Origin of the sequence: Massilia sp. ST3, from assembly GCF_018119405.1 — a bacterium.
GTDB lineage: Bacteria > Pseudomonadota > Gammaproteobacteria > Burkholderiales > Burkholderiaceae_D > Telluria.
Genome location: NZ_JAGPWC010000044.1, coordinates 23524 through 40113, shown reverse-complemented (window position 1 = coordinate 40113; position 16590 = coordinate 23524). Strand labels below are relative to the sequence as shown.

The 16590-nt window shown below is 65.9% G+C and carries 10 protein-coding genes; 2 read left to right on the top strand and 8 right to left on the bottom strand.

Annotation, left to right across the window (positions count from 1 at the left end; translation table 11 throughout):
- Nucleotides 1-42: 42 nt before the first annotated feature.
- Together KBW98_RS15515 and KBW98_RS15510 are read right to left on the bottom strand one after the other, a co-directional pair.
- On the bottom strand, nucleotides 43-2178 hold the full coding sequence (locus tag KBW98_RS15515; protein ID WP_211521057.1) for a M3 family metallopeptidase: 2136 nt from the start codon (nucleotides 2176-2178) through the stop codon (nucleotides 43-45).
- Between the two features lie 84 nt (nucleotides 2179-2262).
- A complete protein-coding gene (locus KBW98_RS15510; protein WP_211521056.1) occupies nucleotides 2263-4392 on the bottom strand; it encodes a M3 family metallopeptidase in 2130 nt (709 codons plus the stop codon).
- A gap of 212 nt (nucleotides 4393-4604) precedes the next feature.
- Between KBW98_RS15510 and KBW98_RS15505 the strand changes: the two genes are divergently transcribed.
- Nucleotides 4605-5891: a GMC family oxidoreductase N-terminal domain-containing protein gene (locus KBW98_RS15505; protein WP_211521055.1), complete on the top strand. Its 1287-nt coding sequence runs from the start codon at nucleotides 4605-4607 to the stop codon at nucleotides 5889-5891.
- A 4-nt stretch (nucleotides 5892-5895) separates the two neighbouring features.
- On the opposite strand, the gene KBW98_RS15500 is transcribed toward KBW98_RS15505, so the two are convergent.
- The 3 genes from KBW98_RS15500 to KBW98_RS15490 form a co-directional block, all read right to left on the bottom strand.
- Nucleotides 5896-6099 (bottom strand): SlyX family protein, encoded by a 204-nt coding sequence (locus tag KBW98_RS15500; RefSeq protein ID WP_211521054.1) that lies wholly within the window; start codon nucleotides 6097-6099, stop codon nucleotides 5896-5898.
- Between the two features lie 71 nt (nucleotides 6100-6170).
- Complete coding sequence (locus KBW98_RS15495; protein WP_211521053.1) at nucleotides 6171-8342, bottom strand: DUF4214 domain-containing protein; 2172 nt, start codon at nucleotides 8340-8342, stop codon at nucleotides 6171-6173.
- A gap of 153 nt (nucleotides 8343-8495) precedes the next feature.
- Entirely contained in the window at nucleotides 8496-10565 is a 2070-nt protein-coding gene (locus KBW98_RS15490) for a UvrD-helicase domain-containing protein (protein WP_211521052.1), read from the bottom strand.
- Between the two features lie 222 nt (nucleotides 10566-10787).
- Here KBW98_RS15490 and KBW98_RS15485 point away from each other — a divergent pair, with 222 nt between their 5' ends.
- Nucleotides 10788-11273, top strand: a complete 486-nt coding sequence (locus KBW98_RS15485) for an SRPBCC family protein (RefSeq protein WP_211521051.1) — start codon at nucleotides 10788-10790, stop codon at nucleotides 11271-11273.
- Nucleotides 11274-11405: 132 nt separating this feature from the next.
- Here KBW98_RS15485 and KBW98_RS15480 read toward each other — a convergent pair whose 3' ends face one another.
- The 3 genes from KBW98_RS15480 to hemE form a co-directional block, all read right to left on the bottom strand.
- Entirely contained in the window at nucleotides 11406-12845 is a 1440-nt protein-coding gene (locus tag KBW98_RS15480) for a dihydrolipoyl dehydrogenase (protein ID WP_211521050.1), read from the bottom strand.
- Between the two features lie 74 nt (nucleotides 12846-12919).
- Complete coding sequence (locus tag KBW98_RS15475; protein ID WP_211521049.1) at nucleotides 12920-14941, bottom strand: primosomal protein N'; 2022 nt, start codon at nucleotides 14939-14941, stop codon at nucleotides 12920-12922.
- A gap of 536 nt (nucleotides 14942-15477) precedes the next feature.
- Nucleotides 15478-16563, bottom strand: a complete 1086-nt coding sequence (gene hemE / locus KBW98_RS15470) for a uroporphyrinogen decarboxylase (protein ID WP_211521048.1) — start codon at nucleotides 16561-16563, stop codon at nucleotides 15478-15480.
- Nucleotides 16564-16590: the final 27 nt, after the last annotated feature.

The following is a 16590-nucleotide window of genomic DNA, read 5'->3' as shown; positions in this document are numbered from 1 at the left end:
GGCCTTCGCCGGGATCCAAGTTACATGCAGGCTACAAACGCTTTATTTAGCCATCAACCCACGACGCTCCAGCAGCGGCTCCACCTTCGCATCGCGCCCGCTGAAGTTGCGGTACATCTGCATGGCGTCGATGGTACCGCCGCGCGACAGCAGGGTCTTGCGGAAGTGGTCGCCGTTCTTGCGGGTCAGGCCGCCGTTTTCCTTGAACCAGTTGACGGTGTCCGCGTCCAGCTTCTCGGCCCACAGGTAGCCGTAGTAGCCGGCCGAGTAGCCGCCCGAGAAGGTGTGCGAGAAGTAGGCGCTGCGGTAGCGCGGCGGCACCAGGGCGAAGTCGACGCCCGCCTTCTTCAGTGCTTCAGCCTCGAAAGCCAGCACGTCGGACGGGATCTGGTTCGGCGACAGCTGGTGCCAGGCCTGGTCCAGCAGCGCGGCCGCCAGGTACTCGGTGGTGCGGAAGCCTTCGTTGAACTGCTGCGAGGCCTGCACCTTGTCCAGCAGCTCTTTCGGCATCGGCTCGCCGGTCTGGTAGTGCTTGGCATAATTGGCCAGCACTTCCGGCCAGGCCATCCACATCTCGTTCACCTGCGACGGGAACTCGACGTAGTCGCGCGGCACGCGCGAGCCCGAGAAGCGCGGGTACTTCACGTTCGAGAACATGCCGTGCAGGGCGTGGCCGAACTCGTGGAAGGTGGTGCGCACTTCGTCGTAGGTCAGCAGGGTCGGCTCGCCGGCGGCCGGCTTGGCCACGTTCAGGTTGTTGGCGATGACAGGCTTGGTGCCCAGCAGGCTGCTCTGGCCCACCCAGGCGTTGGCCCAGGCGCCGCCGCGCTTGTTGGAGCGCGCATACGGGTCGAAGGTGAAGATCGCCAGCTGCTTGCCGTCGGTGTCGAAGACGTCGAACACGCGCACGTCCTCGTTATACGCCGGCAGGTCCTTGCGCTCCTTGAAGCTGATGCCGAACTCCTTGTTGGCGGCGAAGAACACGCCGTCCTGCAGCACGCGGTTCAGCTCGAAGTAAGGCTTGAGCTGGGCGGCGTCGAAGGCGTAGCGCTCGGCGCGCACCTTGTCGCTGTAGAAGCCCCAGTCGTGGGCGGCGGCCTGGAAGCCGCCTTTCTCCGCGTCGATCACCTTCTGGATTTCAAGCGCTTCCTTCTTGGCGTTGTTCACCGCCGGCTTGGCGAATTCGGCCAGCAGGCTGTTGACGGCCTTGGTGGACTTGGCGGTCTGGTCTTCCAGGTTGTAGGCGGCGTGGTTCGGGTAGCCCAGCAGCACGGCGCGCTCGGCGCGCAGCTTGGCGATCTTCAGCACGGTGTCGCGGGTGTCGAATTCGCCGCCGCGGCTGCCGCGCGCCATCGACGCGGCCAGCAGCTTCTCGCGGGTGGCGCGGTTGGTCAGCACCGACAGGCCGGCCTGCTGAGTGGTGTTTACCACCGGGATCACGAACTTGCCGTCCATGCCGCGCTTTTTCGCTTCAGCGGCGGCGTTGTCGATCGCCTTGTCCGACAGGCCGGCCAGTTCGGCGCGGGTGTCGACCACCAGCGCCGAGGCATTCGCCTCCTTCAGGGTAAACTGCGCGAACTGGGTCTGCAGGGCGGCCAGCTGGGCGTTGTAGTCCTTGAGCTTGACCTTGTCGGCATCGGACAGCTTGGCGCCGGCGCGCACGAAGTCGGTGTGGTAGCGCTCGAGCAGGTATTTCGACTCGGCGTCCAGCTTCAGGCTGTCGCGCTTGTCGTACAGGGTCTTGATGCGCTGGTAGAGCTTGGGATTCAGGCGGATCGCGTCGCCGTGGGCGGCCAGCTTGGGGGCCAGTTCCTTGCTCAAGGCGATGATGGTGTCGTTGGTGTAGGAGCCCGACAGGGTGCCGAAGGCGGCGCTCACGCGGTCCAGCAGGCGGCCCGAACGCTCCATGGCGACGATGGTGTTGTCGAAGGTCGGCGCGGCCTTGTTGTTGGCGATCGCCTCGACCTCGAGGGCTTCCACGCGCATGCCTTCGGCGAAGGCCGGCGCGAAGTGTTCGTTGCGGATCTTGTCCCATGCCGGGTAGTTGAACGGCAGGCTGCTTTCCTTGGCGAAGGGGTTCGACGCTTCCAGTTGCGAAGCCGGGGCGGCCCAGGCGGGAGCGAGCGCCGCGGCGCTGGCGGCGGCGGCGGCGACGAGCAGGATGTGTGGACGGTTCATGGTGTCTCTATGTGTTTGGGTACAGCGGAGTAACACGCCGCCCGCGCCGCCGCTCGTGGCGGCGGAACAGGCGGCGCAGGGGGATTAGTTGCCGGTCAGGCCACGGCGCTCGAGCAGCGGCTCGATGATCGGATCGCGGCCGCGGAAGTTGCGGAACAGGTCCATCGCGTCTGCGGTGCCGCCGCGCGACAGCAGGGTCTTGCGGAAGTGGTCGCCGTTCTTGCGCGACAGGCCGCCGTTCTGCTTGAACCACTCGACGGTGTCGGCGTCCAGCTTTTCGCTCCACAAGTAGGCGTAGTAGCCGGCCGAGTAGCCGCCGTTCATCGAGTGCGAGAAATAGGTCGTGCGGTAGCGCGGCGGCACCGGCGCGAAGTCCACGCCCGCATCCTTCAGCGCCTTGGCTTCGAAGGCCAGGACGTCCGTCGGGATCTGGCTCGGGGCCAGCTGGTGCCAGCGCTGGTCGATCAGCGAAGCGGCCAGGTATTCGGTGGTCATGTAGCCCTGGTTGAACTTCTTCGAGGCGACTACCTTGTCCAGCAGTTCTTTCGGCATCGCCGCGCCGGTCTTGTGGTGCTTGGCGTAGTTGGCCAGGACTTCAGGCCAGATCGCCCACATCTCATTGACCTGGGACGGATACTCGACGAAATCGCGCGGCACGCTGGTGCCCGAGAAGTGCGGGTACTTCACGTTCGAGAACATGCCGTGCAGCGCGTGGCCGAACTCGTGGAAGGCGGTGCGCACTTCGTCGTAGGTCAGCAAGGTCGGCTCGCCTGCGGGCGGCTTCGGGATGTTCAGGTGGTTGCCCACCACCGGGCGGCGCTTCAGCAGCGAGGACTGCGACACGTATTCATTCATCCAGGCGCCGCCCTGCTTGTTGGCGCGCGCGTAGGGGTCGAACAGGAAGATCGCCAGCTGCTTGCCGTCGTGGTCGAACACGTCGAACACGCGCACGTCCGGATCGTAGACCGGCAGGTCCTTGCGTTCCTTGAAGGTAATGCCGAATTCCTTGGTGGCGGCAAAGAACACGCCGTCGACCAGCACGCGGTTCAGTTCAAAATAGGGACGCAGCTGGTTCTCGTCGAAGTTGTATTTCGCGGCGCGCACCTTGTCCTGGTAGATCGGCCAGTCCCAGGAAGCGACCTGGAAGTTGCCTTTCTCGGCGTCGATCACCTTCTGGATCTCGCCGGCTTCCTTCTTCGCGTTGTTGACGGCCGGGCCGGCCAGTTCGCCCAGCAGCTTGTTGACGGCGGCCGGGTTCTTGGCGGTTTCCAGTTCCTGCGAATAAGCCGCGTAGTTCGGGTAGCCCAGCAGCGCGGCGCGCTCGGCGCGCAGCTTGGCCAGGCGCAGCACCAGCTCGCGCGCATCGAATTCGCCGCCGCGGCTGCCGCGGTTCAGCGACGCCTGCATCAGGCGCTCGCGGGTGGCGCGGTTGGTGAGCGTCGCCAGGGCCGGCTGGCTCGAGGTGTTCACGATGGCGATCGCGAACTTGCCCTTCTGGCCGCGTTTTTCGGCTTCCGTCGCGGCGGCGGCGATCTCGGCCTCCGACATGCCGGCCAGTTCCTCGCGGGTGTCCACGACCAGGGCCGAGGCGTTCGCTTCCTTCAGCACGCGCTGCGAGAACTCCGACTGCAGCGAGGCGATCTCGCCGTTGTATGCCTTGAGCTTCTGCTTGTCGGCGTCAGGCAGGTTGGCGCCGGCGCGCACGAATTCCTTGTACACGCGCTCCAGCAGGTGCTTCGATTCGGCGTCCAGCTTGAGGCTGTCGCGCTTGTCGTGCAGGGTCTTCACGCGCTGGAACAGCTTCGGATTCAGGTAGATCGCATCGTTGTGCGCCGCCAGCTTGGGCGACATCTCGCGGTCGACCGCGTCCAGGCGGTCGTTGGTGTTGGCGGTCTGCAGGTTCGAGAACACGGCCGATACGCGGCCCAGCAGCTGGCCGCTGCGTTCCATCGCGACGATGGTGTTGTCGAACGTCGGTGCGGCCTTGCTGTTGGCGATCAGGTCCACTTCACGCAGCTGTTCACGCATGCCCGCGGCATAGGCCGGCAGGAAATGCTCGTCCTTGATCTTGTCGAAGGCCGGATAGTTCAGCGGCAGGCTGCTTTGTTTGGCGAACGGGTTGGAGGCTTCGAGGGCCGCTGCCGCGGTGGCCGACGGCGCGGCGACCGCCAATGCGATGCTGGCCGCCAGGATGAGCTGTTGTGGACGGTTCATGGGATCTTTCTCGGACTCTAGGGTAGGAGCTGCCGGGCAAGCTCGACAGCTGTGCGCGGAGATCATAGCAGGCTTATATGCAGGTCGTCACAAGAAAAAATGTATGCATACATCCTGTAAGGACGCCTTGTATTTACTGGCGTAATGACGTGTATGGACGCCGCAAATACAGTCCGTGTTAGCATCCGCCGGCCTGCATTTCTTTCGCTTCCATGGACTTCAATTCGCACACTTTCGACGCCATCGTGGTCGGCACCGGGCCGGGCGGCGCCAGCGTGGCGCGCGAGCTGGCGCGCGCCGGCAGCCGCGTCCTGATCCTCGAGCAGGGCGGCGCGGCGCCGCTGGCCGGCACCCTCACCCAGATGGCGGCGATGGCGGCAGTGCCGGGCCGCGGCGCCTTCGTGCACCGCGACGCCTCGCTGCTGGTCGGCGGAGCCACCCTGGGCGGCAGCACGGCGGTGAACTTCGCCACCGCGGCCCCGCCGCCGCCGGCCATGTTCGCGGCCCGCGGCATCGACCTGGATCCCTACGTCGCGGCCCTGCGCGCCGAGCTGCCGATGGCGCCCCTGCCCGACAGCCTGGTCGGCCCGATGGCCACTCGCATCGCCGAGGCGGCGCGCGCGGCCGGCTTCGCCTGGCGCAAGCTGGACAAGATGATCCGGCCGGAAGCCTGCCGCAGCGGCTGCTGGCGCTGCGTCTACGGCTGCCCCTTCGGCGCCAAGTGGACGGCGCGCGACTTCGTCGAGGACGCCCAGCGCCATGGCGCCGTGCTGGCGCCCGGCAGCCGCGTGACGCGCGTGCTGGTGGAAGAAGGCCGGGCGCGCGGCGTGGCGTTCGTGCTCGGCGGCCGGGAGCAGGAGGTCAAGGCGCCGCTGGTGGTGCTGGCCGGCGGCGGCATCGGCAGCCCGCGCATCCTGCACCGTTCGGGGCTCGGACCGCGCCATGCGCCCTTCTTCAGCGATCCGGTGGTGGCGGTGATGGGCAGCGTGGACGACATGGACGGCGGGGCCGAGGTGCCGATGGCGGCCGGCCTGCATTTGCCGGAACAAGGCATCGCCCTGGCCGACCTGACCCTGCCGCGGCCCATGTACCAGGCTTTCGCGGCCCAGGTGGGGCGCTTCGACCGCCTGCTGGCGCACCGGCGTACTCTTTCAGTAATGGTCAAGATCCGCGACGAGATCGGCGGCGCGGTCGGCCAGCGCTGGGCCGACAAGCGCCTGGCGCCGGCCGACAAGGACAAGCTGCGCCGCGGCGTGGAGATGGCGCGCGCCATCCTGCGCCAGGCGGGGGCGCGCCAGGTGTTCAGCACCTGGCATTTCGCGGCCCACCCGGGCGGCAGCGTGCGCATCGGCGCGGGCGTGGATGCGGACTTGCAAACGGCCACGCGCGGGCTGTATGTATGCGACGCCTCGGTGATCCCGGAACCCTGGGGCCTGCCGCCCACGCTCACCCTGCTGGCCCTGGGCAAGCGCCTGGGGAGCCGGCTGGCCGCGCGCTAGCGCGTCAGTAGTGGGGTGGGCGCTCGTTGAGCGGGGCCTGGCGGCCGTCCTGCAGGGTGCGGACGTGGTCGGCGAGCTTGGCCACCATGGCTTCGAGCTGGTCGATGCGGCGGCTTTGCTGGTAGATGGTCTGGTTCAGCGTCTCCACCAGGTCTTCCTGGTGGGCGAGCTTGATTTCGATATCGACGAAACGGTCTTCGTGGTCCATGGGGCGTCCGCGGCAAAACCGGCATTATGCCAGTCTTGCCGCGGCGGCAGGCCGCGCAAGGCGGCCGATGCTCAGGTATTGCCGAAAGGCGTGTAGTCGATACCCTGGCCGATGACGTCGATCACGTTGCCCTTGTTTTCCGGGCTTTCGCTGAATTCCATCAGGACGCGCGCACGGCCCAGGTCCTCGATCTTGTCCAGCCAGAAGGCGTAACCGCCGGCGTCCGGATTGCGGTCCAGGACGTTGTTGTACAGCTTCGTGATGAACACTTCGTTGGTCGGGTTGACGCCATACAGCTTGTCGAACTCGATCTGGCCGTCGGGCGCCGGGACGCGCATCATGGCGTCGGCGACCTGCACCAGCTGCATGCCCTGCTCCATCTGGTACATGTAGAAGCCCTGGCCGCCGGTATCCGCCGGACGGCCGAACACGGCCTGGTACAGGCGGAACACCTGGCCGCCGATGCCGTCCACGTCGATGGCTTTCCAGCCGTCGCTGAACTGGATGCGCTCGACGTCGACCAGGCGGTCGGTGCCGCCGACGACGCTCTTGTCGCTCACGAGCGAGCCCCAGGCCGCCTTGCTGACCGTATAGCCGGCGCGCGAGCCGCTGAACACCGCGACGTCGATGCCGGCCCCGCCGCTCACCGCGCTGCTGCCGTCGCCCATGGTGAAGACATCCTTGCCCGCGGTGCCGGTCTGGTTGAGGGCGTTCGAGATGGTCATCGGCAGGTAGGCCGCGGCCGAGGCGGCGTTGCCGGCCTTGTCCGTCGCCGCCACGGCCACCTGGTAGGCGCCATTTGGCAGCGCCGCCGAATTGATGGTCCAGCGGCCGTCGGCGCCGACGGTGACGGCGCCGAATTCCTGGATGGTGTCGGCGACACGGTACAGGTGCACGACCGTCCCGACTTCGCCGGTACCGGTGAAGGCCGGCTGGTTGCTGCCGGCGGCCAGGGTGAAGCTGCCGGTCGGATTGGTTGGCGGGGTGGCGTCGATATTGAAGGACACCGGTGCGCTGGCGGCCGAGACATTGCCGGCGGCATCGGTGGCGGTCGCGGTGACGCTGTAGTTCAGGCCATCCGGGAACACGACGCTCGATTCGACCTTCCAGATCCCGCTCGCATCGACCACCGTCGATGCGATCTGGGTGGCGCCGGCATAGATCTTGACGGTGGACCCGGCTTCGGCGGAACCCTGCATCTCGGGCTTGCTGCCGCGCGCATAGTTGAACTGGTTGGCTGTCACGAGGAACACCGGGGCGCCCGGGGCGGTCGTGTCGACCAGGTCGGAACGCTGCACCGTCATGTCGGCGAACTTCAGCACTTCCACCGAACGCAGCGTGTCCGTGCCTTCGGCGCTGCTAGTCGCCAGCAGCGAACCGTCGGCCTGGTTCGCGAGCGTGTAGTTGCTGCGTACTCCACTGAACACCACGGTGTCCGTCCCTTCCCCGCCATTGATCATGTCGTTGCCTCCATTTCCCTGCAAGGTGTCGTTGTTACGCGTTCCCGTCAGGGTGTCCGCGCGATTGGTTCCAGTCAGATAGCGGGCGCCGCTCATGCTGTTGATGCCGAGCGCGCCGCGCAGGCCGTCGCCGCCGTACAGCCAGTTCAGGGCGGCGATGTCGTAGGGGCTGTACGCCGAGTACGGCCCGCCGGCCGAGTCGTAGGACAGCAGCGTGTTGCTGGTGTTGTCTTCGGAAGCGGACAGCACGGCGCCGTTCTCCGGTTCCGCTTCGAAGGGATGCTTGAGGCCGAGCGCATGGCCCAGTTCGTGCAGCAGGGTCTCGTAGCCCTCGCCGCCCGGCGCCAGGTTCTGGTTCTGGGCCCGCCATTCGGCATTGTCGAGATAGACCCAGGCATCGGCGTCGTAGGAGCTCAGCGTGCTGCCGGTATAGCTGTAGGGCGAGGTCCAGCTGCACAAACCGGTCGTACGGGAGTCCTCGAGATTGACGTTGGCGAGGTGGATCTGGGCGCTGGTGCCGGAACCGGTTTCGACGAAGGAAATGCCGGTCAGCTGCTGCAGGTAGCCGAAGGCGCCGCGCGCCGCCGTCTGCTGGACGGCCGAGAAGGCTTCCTGCCCGCTCCGGCCCTCTTCGTTACCCGAGCTGATGGAAAAGGTGTAGTAAATGGTATTGACGTTCGTACTGCTCGTCAGGTAATTCCAGTCGGGTCCTTTGTCGAGCAGGGCATCGATATGGGTCATCCCCGACAGGGGGGTGTTGAGTACTTCGGAAACGGTGGCCATCGTATTTCACTTTAATTGTTGACGCGTTAAATTACTAACGCAAATTCGCTATTGGAAAGTATTTCCCGCGCAACAGTTGAAGTCAAATAAGAATTTCAATCGTGCGCGCCTTTTGCCTGGCTATCAAGGCTGGCGCGCAACGTTTTAGCCCATCTACCCTGGTACCGGTTTCGGGGTTGCCAGCAAGGCTTTCAGGTTCGCCAAGCGTTCCTTCGGGCTCAGGACTTCCGTTTCCTTGGGCGGCGCATCGCCCACGTCGAGCTGCATTTCCTTGATAAACCGCGACGGATCGCAGTTGACCAGCTCGCCTGCGCGCTTGCGCCGCTTGCACCAGCTGACGTGCAGGGTGCGCTGGGCGCGCGTGATGCCCACGTACATCAGGCGCCGCTCCTCCTGGATACGGGCCGCGATCGATTCGACCGAGTCGTCCGGGTCGCCCTTGTGCGGCAGGATGCCCTCCTCGCAGCCGACCAGGTAGACGTGGGGGTATTCCAGGCCCTTGGACGCGTGCAGGGTCGACATGCGCACCGCATCCTGTTCCTCGTCCTGGCCTTCCAGCATCGACATCAGGGCCACCATCTGGGTCAGCTCCAGCAGATTCTTTTCCTCGCCGTCGCGCTCGCGCCCGCCGCGGCCGCGCTCCTTCAGCCAGTTGGTGAACTCGAGCACGTTCTGCCACTTGGCCTGGGCCGCGCGGTCGTCGAAGTTCTCGTACAAATAGTGCTCGTAGTTCATCTCCTTCATCATGTCGTCGAGCACCTCGGCCGCGTTGTCGCCGCTGCCCGAGGGGCCGGGGCGGGTGGCGCGGTCTTCCAGCTCCAGCATGAAGCGGCAGAAGTCGCGCAGCGGCGCCAGCTGGCGCTCGGCGAGTTTCGCTTCGATGCCGCCCTTGCGCGCGGCCTCGAACAGCGAGCAGTTCCACTGCTTGGAGAATTCGCCCAGCACCTCCAGGGTGGCCATGCCGACCCCGCGCTTCGGTGTGGTGACGGCGCGGATGAAGGCCGGGTCGTCGTCCTGGTTCGCGATCAGGCGCAGGTAGGCGATGATGTCCTTGATCTCCGCTTTGTCGAAGAAGCTCTGCCCGCCCGACATGGTGTAGGGGATGCGCTCCTTGCGCAGGGACTGCTCGATCACCCGCGCCTGGTGGTTGCCGCGGTACAGGATCGCGTAGTCGGACCACTTGTTCTTGCGCTGGAAGTGGTCGGCCGAGATCATGATCGCCACCTGGTCGGCTTCCTGGTCGTCGTTCTGCATGCCCAGCACCTCGATCGGCTCGCCCAGGCCGTGCTCGGACCACAGCGACTTCTCGAACAGCTTGGGGTTGTTGCCGATGACGGCATTGGCCGCCTGCAGGATGCGGGTGGTGGAGCGGTAGTTCTGCTCCAGCTTGATGACGCGCAGGTCGGGGAAGTCGACCTGCAGGGTCTTGAGGTTTTCCACTGAGGCGCCGCGCCAGGCGTAGATCGCCTGGTCGTCGTCGCCGACGGCGGTGAACATCGGCTTCTTGCCCAGGCCCGTGACCAAGAGCTTGACCAGCTCGTACTGGCAGGTGTTGGTGTCCTGGTATTCGTCCATCAGCAGGTAGCGCAGGCGCCGCTGCCAGCGGTCGCGGATCGGTTCGTTGTTGCGGAACAGCTCCACCGGCAGGCGGATCAGGTCGTCGAAGTCGACCGCCTGGTAGGCTTGCAGGGTCGCCACATAGCTGCGGTAGACGCGGCCGGCCATGGCCTCGTCCTCGTCGCGCGCCTGGCGGATCGCATCCTCGGGATCGACCAGGCCGTTCTTCCATAGCGAGATCGCGTTCTGGATGCGGCGGATTTCCTGCTTGTCGGTGGTCAGCGCCAGGTCGGAGACGATGGTGTAGCAGTCGTCGCTGTCCATGATCGAGAACTTGTCCTTCAGGCCGACCCCGGCCGCTTCCTGGCGCAGGATCTTGACGCCCAGCGAGTGGAAGGTCGAGACCGTCAACTGCTTGGCCTGCTTGGGCTGCTTGAGTAGCTTGGCGATGCGCTCCTGCATCTCGAGCGCGGCCTTGTTGGTGAAGGTCAGGGCGGCGATGGTGCGCGGATCGTAGCCGCGGTCCTCGATCATGTAGGCGATCTTCTGGGTGATCACGCGCGTCTTGCCCGAGCCGGCGCCGGCCAGCACCAGGCAGGGGCCGTCGAGATAGAGCACGGCTTCGCTTTGCGGCCCGTTGAGGCCGAATTTTGGTGCGTTGGACATGGGAAAGTTTCAGGAAGGCAGGCCGACATTTTAACGATGTGTTCGCCGGATGGAGCGATGCACAAAAGAAAAATAGCCGAACTGACCAGGAATGCAACACTCTCCGCCCTTCCCATTCGGGCGACGGCGCGCGCGATGGAGTACCATTCCTGCTTTGGGCGGCCGGCAGCCGGCGCCCGCGCTTTTTTCCCAGGCTGATATCAGGACTTAGGACGCTTTCCCATGAAATTCGAACATCTTGTCGAGATCAACGATCCGATGAACCCGCTGATCGACACCCTCACGCGCGAGCAGCTGTGGCGCGGCCTGGTGCTGCGCGCCGAATCGCCGATGATGTTCATGCCCCACCTGGACGAATGCCAGATCCTGGACCGCGAAGCCGGCAGCTTCGGCCGCCGCCTGCGCTACGGCGAACTGGTGATCGAGGACCGCGTGCACCTGACCCCGCTGCAGGAAGTGCGGGTCGAGGTGCCGCCCCAGGGCGAGATCGCCGCATCCAGCCTGCGCATGATCATCGAGTCGCCGACCAACGCCATGCTGCTGGTGCGCTTCTGCTACGACGACGGCACCGGCGAGCACACGGACGAGGCCAACGCCATGTATGACGAGTTCAAGAAGTCGGCTTACCAGGAGGCGGACATCGATACGGTGCGCATCCTGCGCCAGCTGGCTTCCGAGGGGAAGCTGGATGCGAGTTTGTTGAACTGAGCGGGCATCCGCCAGCTTGATCGCTCAGGTTGATCGACCATTAGCTTTAAAACCGTCATTCCGGCCTTCGCCGGAATGACGGTCTTGAGGCTAGCGGTATCGTTATGCCTGTCAGATCGACGTCGGATAGCCCTAGGTCCCCGGTTCCGAATCCGCCGCATCCGTGTCGCTCTCGCCCTCGGTCAGGCAATGCGCCAGGTCGCGCAGCGCCGTGCGCACGCCCTCCTCGATCACCGGGTGGTAGAAGGGCATCTCCAGCATCTGGTCCACCGTCAGCCGCATCTGCGCCGCCCAGGACAGGGTGTGCGCCAGGTGCTCCGCGCGCGGGCCGATCATCTCGGCGCCCAGGAACAGCCGGGTGCCGTACTCCCCGTACACCCGCAGCATCCCCTTGTTCTGCAACATGACGCGGCTGCGGCCCTGGTTTTCGAAGGACACCTTGCCGATCGCGAACTTGCGCCGTCCGCCCTCGCACAGGCTGCGGTAGTTCTTGCCGAGGGTGGCGATGTTCGGTTCGGTGAAGGCCACCGCGATCGGCGTGCGGCGCAGGCCCGGGCGCACGTCCGGATAGCGGCCCGCGTTGTCGCCCGCGATCTTGCCGTGGTCGGCGGCGTCGTGCAGCAGCGGACGCTCGTTGTTGGCGTCGCCGGCGATGAAGATGTGGCTGTTCCCGCACTGCATGGTGCGCGCATCGAAATGGGGAATGCCGTCCTCGCCGCGCTCCAGGCCCGTGTGTTCCAGCCCGATGTCGTGCACGTTCGGCGTGCGCCCGGCCGCCATCAGCACGTACTGGAAGCGCTCGGTGTTTTCCTTGCCCATGGCGTCGCTGACCGTGAGCGCGACCTCATCGCCCTCCTGCACCGCGCGCACCACCTTGGACTGGAACTGGATGTCGAGTTCCTCGTTCAGCACCCGCCCCGCCGCGCGCAGCACCTCGGGATCGGTGATGTGGGCGATGCTGCCGCCGCGCGCATAGAACTTCACGCGCACCCCCAGGCGGTGCAGGGCCTGGCCCAGCTCCAGGCCGATCACCCCGGTGCCGATCACGGCCACCGAGCGCGGCAGGTCGTCCCAGTAAAACACGTCGTCGCTGGTGACGATGCCGGGGCCCACGTTCTCCAGCTGCGGCAGGCGCAGCGGCGTGGAACCGGTGGCGATCACGATGCGCGCGGCCTGGATCTCGGTGTGCCCGTCGACCACCAGGGTGCGCGGCCCGGTGAAGCGGGCGTGGCCGCGCAGCTTGTCTTCGTCGGGGATGTTGTCCACGCCTTCCAGCACGAAGCCGACGAAGCGGTCGCGTTCGCGCTTGACGCGCTCCATCACGGCCGGGCCGTCGATGCGCACCTCGCCCGCATGCACGCCGAAGGGCGCGCTGTGCTGCATTGCATGCGCGGCCTCGCTGGCCGCGATCAGGAGCTTGCTCGGCATGCAGCCCACGCGGGCGCAGGTGGTGCCGTACACGCCGCTTTCGATCACCACGGTGCGCGCGCCCTGCGCCTTCGCCGCCCGGTAGGCCGTCATGCCGGCGGTGCCGGTGCCGATCACGGCGACATCCACATCCAGTTTGTTCATCCTGCTCTCCGCTATGGTCGGGTCATGGGCATGACGATACGCCATTTTCGGCAAGCCGGCAGGAGCAGTCCACGTCAGATATCGAGCGGATCGACCTCGAGCGACCACTTGACGCGCGACTTCATGGCGCGCAGCAGCTCCACCCACTCGCGCAGGAAGGCCTGCAGGGCGGGCCGCGACGGGGATTCGACCAGCAGCTGGGCGCGGTCGACGTTGTACACCCGCGTCATGGTCATCGGGATCGGATCGTTGATCATGATGCTGCTGGACGGCAGGCAGTCGCGCGCCTGCTCCAGGAAGGCGATCGCGGTGGCCAGCTCGCGCGCCTCGGCGCGCAGCAGGGCCTGGTACATGAAGGGCGGCAGGCCGGCTTCGCGGCGCTCGGCCAGCTGGCCGCCGGCGAAACGCTCGTAGTCGTGGCGCACCAGGGCGCCGTACAGCGGATGGCTGGCGTAGCGGGTCTGGACCAGCACGTCGGAGGGAGCCCCGCCGGCGCGCCCGGCCCGCCCCGCCACCTGCATCAGCTGGGCGAACAGGCGCTCGGCCGCGCGGTAGTCCTGCGAGAACAGGGCGGTGTCCGGGTTCAGGATGCCGACCAGGGTCAGGTTCTTGAAGTCGTGGCCCTTGGCGACCATCTGGGTGCCGATCAGGATGTCCACTTCGCCCCGGTGCACGGTATCGAAGGCTTCCTGGGCGCTGCCCTTGCGGCGGGTGGAGTCGGCGTCGATGCGCAGCACGCGCGCCTCGGGGAACATGGCCTGCAGGCCTTCTTCGATGCGCTGGGTGCCGCGCCCCAGCGGCTGCAGGTCGACGTTGCCGCAGGTGGGGCAATGGCGCGGGATGCGCAGCTCCAGGCTGCAGTGATGGCAGCGCAGGCGGTGTTCCAGCTTGTGCAGCACCATGAAGGAGGTGCAGCGGGTGCAGTTGCTGATCCAGCCGCAGGCGTCGCAGGAGATGACCGGGGCATAGCCGCGCCGGTTCAGGAACAGCAGCGACTGTTCGCCGCGCTCCAGGCGCGCGCGCAGCGCCGTCATCAGCTCGCCGGTCAGGCCGTCGCGCGGGCGGTCGCGCTCCAGGTCGACCAGGCGCACGCGCGGCAGCACGGCGTCGCGCACCGCGCGCTCGCGCAGCTCCAGCCGCTTGTAGCGCCCGGACTGGGCGTGGTGCCAGGTTTCCAGCGAGGGCGTGGCCGAGCCCAGCACGATGGGAATGTCCAGCTGGCGGGCGCGCCACACGGCCAGGTCGCGCGCCGAGTAGCGCAGGCCTTCCTGCTGCTTGTACGAGGGGTCGTGCTCCTCGTCGATGACGATCAGCTTGAGGTTCGGCAGCGAGGCCAGGATCGCCAGCCGGGTGCCGAGCACGATGCGCGCATGGCCCTGGTGGGCGGCCAGCCAGTGCAGCATGCGCTCGCCTTCCGACAAGCTGCTGTGCAGGGTGGCCAGCATCGCGCCCGGAAAGCGCGCGCGGATATTCCCTTCCAGCTGGGGCGTCAGGTTGATCTCGGGGACCAGGATCAGGATCTGGGCCTGGGGATCGCGCGCCAGCACCTGGGCGCAGGCCTGCAGGTAGACCTCGGTCTTGCCGCTGCCCGTGACGCCCCACAGCAGCAGGGGCGCGAAGCCCTGGGCCTGGCCGATCGCGGCGGCGGCTTCCTGCTGGGCGGGGTTCAGCACCGGCATGTTGGCGGCGCCGACGTCCTGGGCGGTGTCGAGCTTGGCCAGTTTCTTCAGCGCGCGGTCCAGGGCCACGGTCTTGGGCACGCGCAGGTTCTTGGGCAGCCCGGGCAGGGCCACTTCGCCGACCGGGCGCTGGTAGTAGTCGGCGGCAAAGCGCGCCAGCGCGATCCAGCGCTCCGGCAAGGGCGACAGCTGGCTGCGCAGCGCCAGCGCATCCTTGAGCTTTTCCGGCGGCACCTCGGTCTCGCGCTTGACGCCGACGATCAGGCCGATCACCTCGCGGTGCGCGAAGGGTACCAGCACCAGTTGGCCGACCATCGGGCCAGTCAGCGGCTCCTCGCCCGCCGGGCAAACCCAGCGGTAATCGAAGCTGCTGTTGAGCGGCGTGTCGAGCACGACTTCAAGGATGCATTCAGCCAACGGAAACCCTGTGCAAAACTGTGGAAAACTTTGTGAATAGCGTGGTACTTGACCCCGTTAAAGGTTTACGTTAAATCAAGCCCAATCTGAAAATTCTTCGATTCAATTATATTTTTCTTTTTAGATTCAAGCACTTGCATATATGCCGCCAGACCTGTTAACAAACTCGGCTGGAATGGCGTTGTTGTGCATAAGTAGGGGTGTCTTGGTGGAAAACTCGCTGCGTTGCATCAAAAACTTCACGCTTTACTTGAAGATCGGCGCTAAGTCACGGTAAACGAAGCACTTTTCCCCACATTTCCCGCTCCTGTGAATAACTTTGTGAACAATGGGAGGGAATGTGACGAATTCTCTGGGACAAGCTTGTGGTGGTTCGGGTACGGCGCCGGTCAGGTAGTCGAAAAACGCTTATAAATCATCGTTTTACGTTCTCTCGACCGGCTTGGAGATGTCCACAGGAATTTTTGCCCGGTTTAGCGAAGTTGTGAACAAGTAGGACTTCGCAGCGCCAATCCAGGCAGGAATTCCCGAAACTGTCAACCGGCCGCGCGCTGGCGGCGGCTGAAGCTGTGCACGGCTTCTACCATGGCGCTGACCGATTCCGGCGGCGTGAACTGCGAAATGCCGTGGCCCAGGTTGAAGACGTGGCCGTGGCCGCTCGACGGCGTGCCATAGGCGCTCAGCGAACGTTCCACCTCGGCGCGGATCTGCTCCGGCGACGCGAACAGGATGGCCGGGTCGAGGTTGCCCTGCAGCGCCACCCGGTCGCCCACCAGGGCGCGCGCACGGCCCAGGTTGACGGTCCAGTCCAGGCCCAGGGCGTCGGCGCCGATATCGGCCATCTCGTCCAGCCACAGCCCGCCGCCCTTGGTGAACACGATCGCCGGGATGCGCACGCCATCCTTTTCGCGCTGCAGCTGCGCCACCACCTGCTGCATGTAGCGCAGCGAGAATTCCTGGTAGGCGCCGTCGGCCAGCGCCCCGCCCCAGGAATCGAAGATCATCACAGCCTGGGCGCCGGCGTCGATCTGGGCGTTCAGGTACTGGGCCACGGCGCGCGCGTTGATGTCCAGGATGCGGTGCATCAGGTCCGGACGGCCGTACAGCATCTTCTTGATGGTGTGGAATTCGCGCGAGCCCTGGCCTTCGACCATGTAGCAGGCCAGGGTCCAGGGGCTGCCGGAGAAGCCGATCAGGGGCACCCGGCCATTCAGGGCGGTGCGGATCTGGGTCACGGCCTTGAATACATAGTCGAGCGAGGCCATGTCGGGCACTTCCAGGGCCATCACCTGTTCTTCGCTGCGCAGCGGGCGCTCGAACTTGGGGCCCTCGCCGTCGGCGAAATACAGGCCCAGGCCCATCGCGTCCGGCACGGTCAGGATGTCCGAGAACAGGATCGAGGCGTCCAGCGGAAAACGGTCGAGCGGCTGCAGGGTGACTTCGGTGGCGAAATCCGGATTCTTGGCCAAGCCCAGGAAGGAGCCGGCCTGCTGTCGCGTGGCGCGGTATTCCGGCAGGTAGCGGCCAGCCTGGCGCATCAGCCACACGGGGGTGTAGTCGGTCGGCTGGCGCAGCAGCGCACGCAGGAATGTGTCGTTCTGGAGCGGGGCAAATTGTGGCATGACAGGCAATCCGGATCGAAGAGAAAC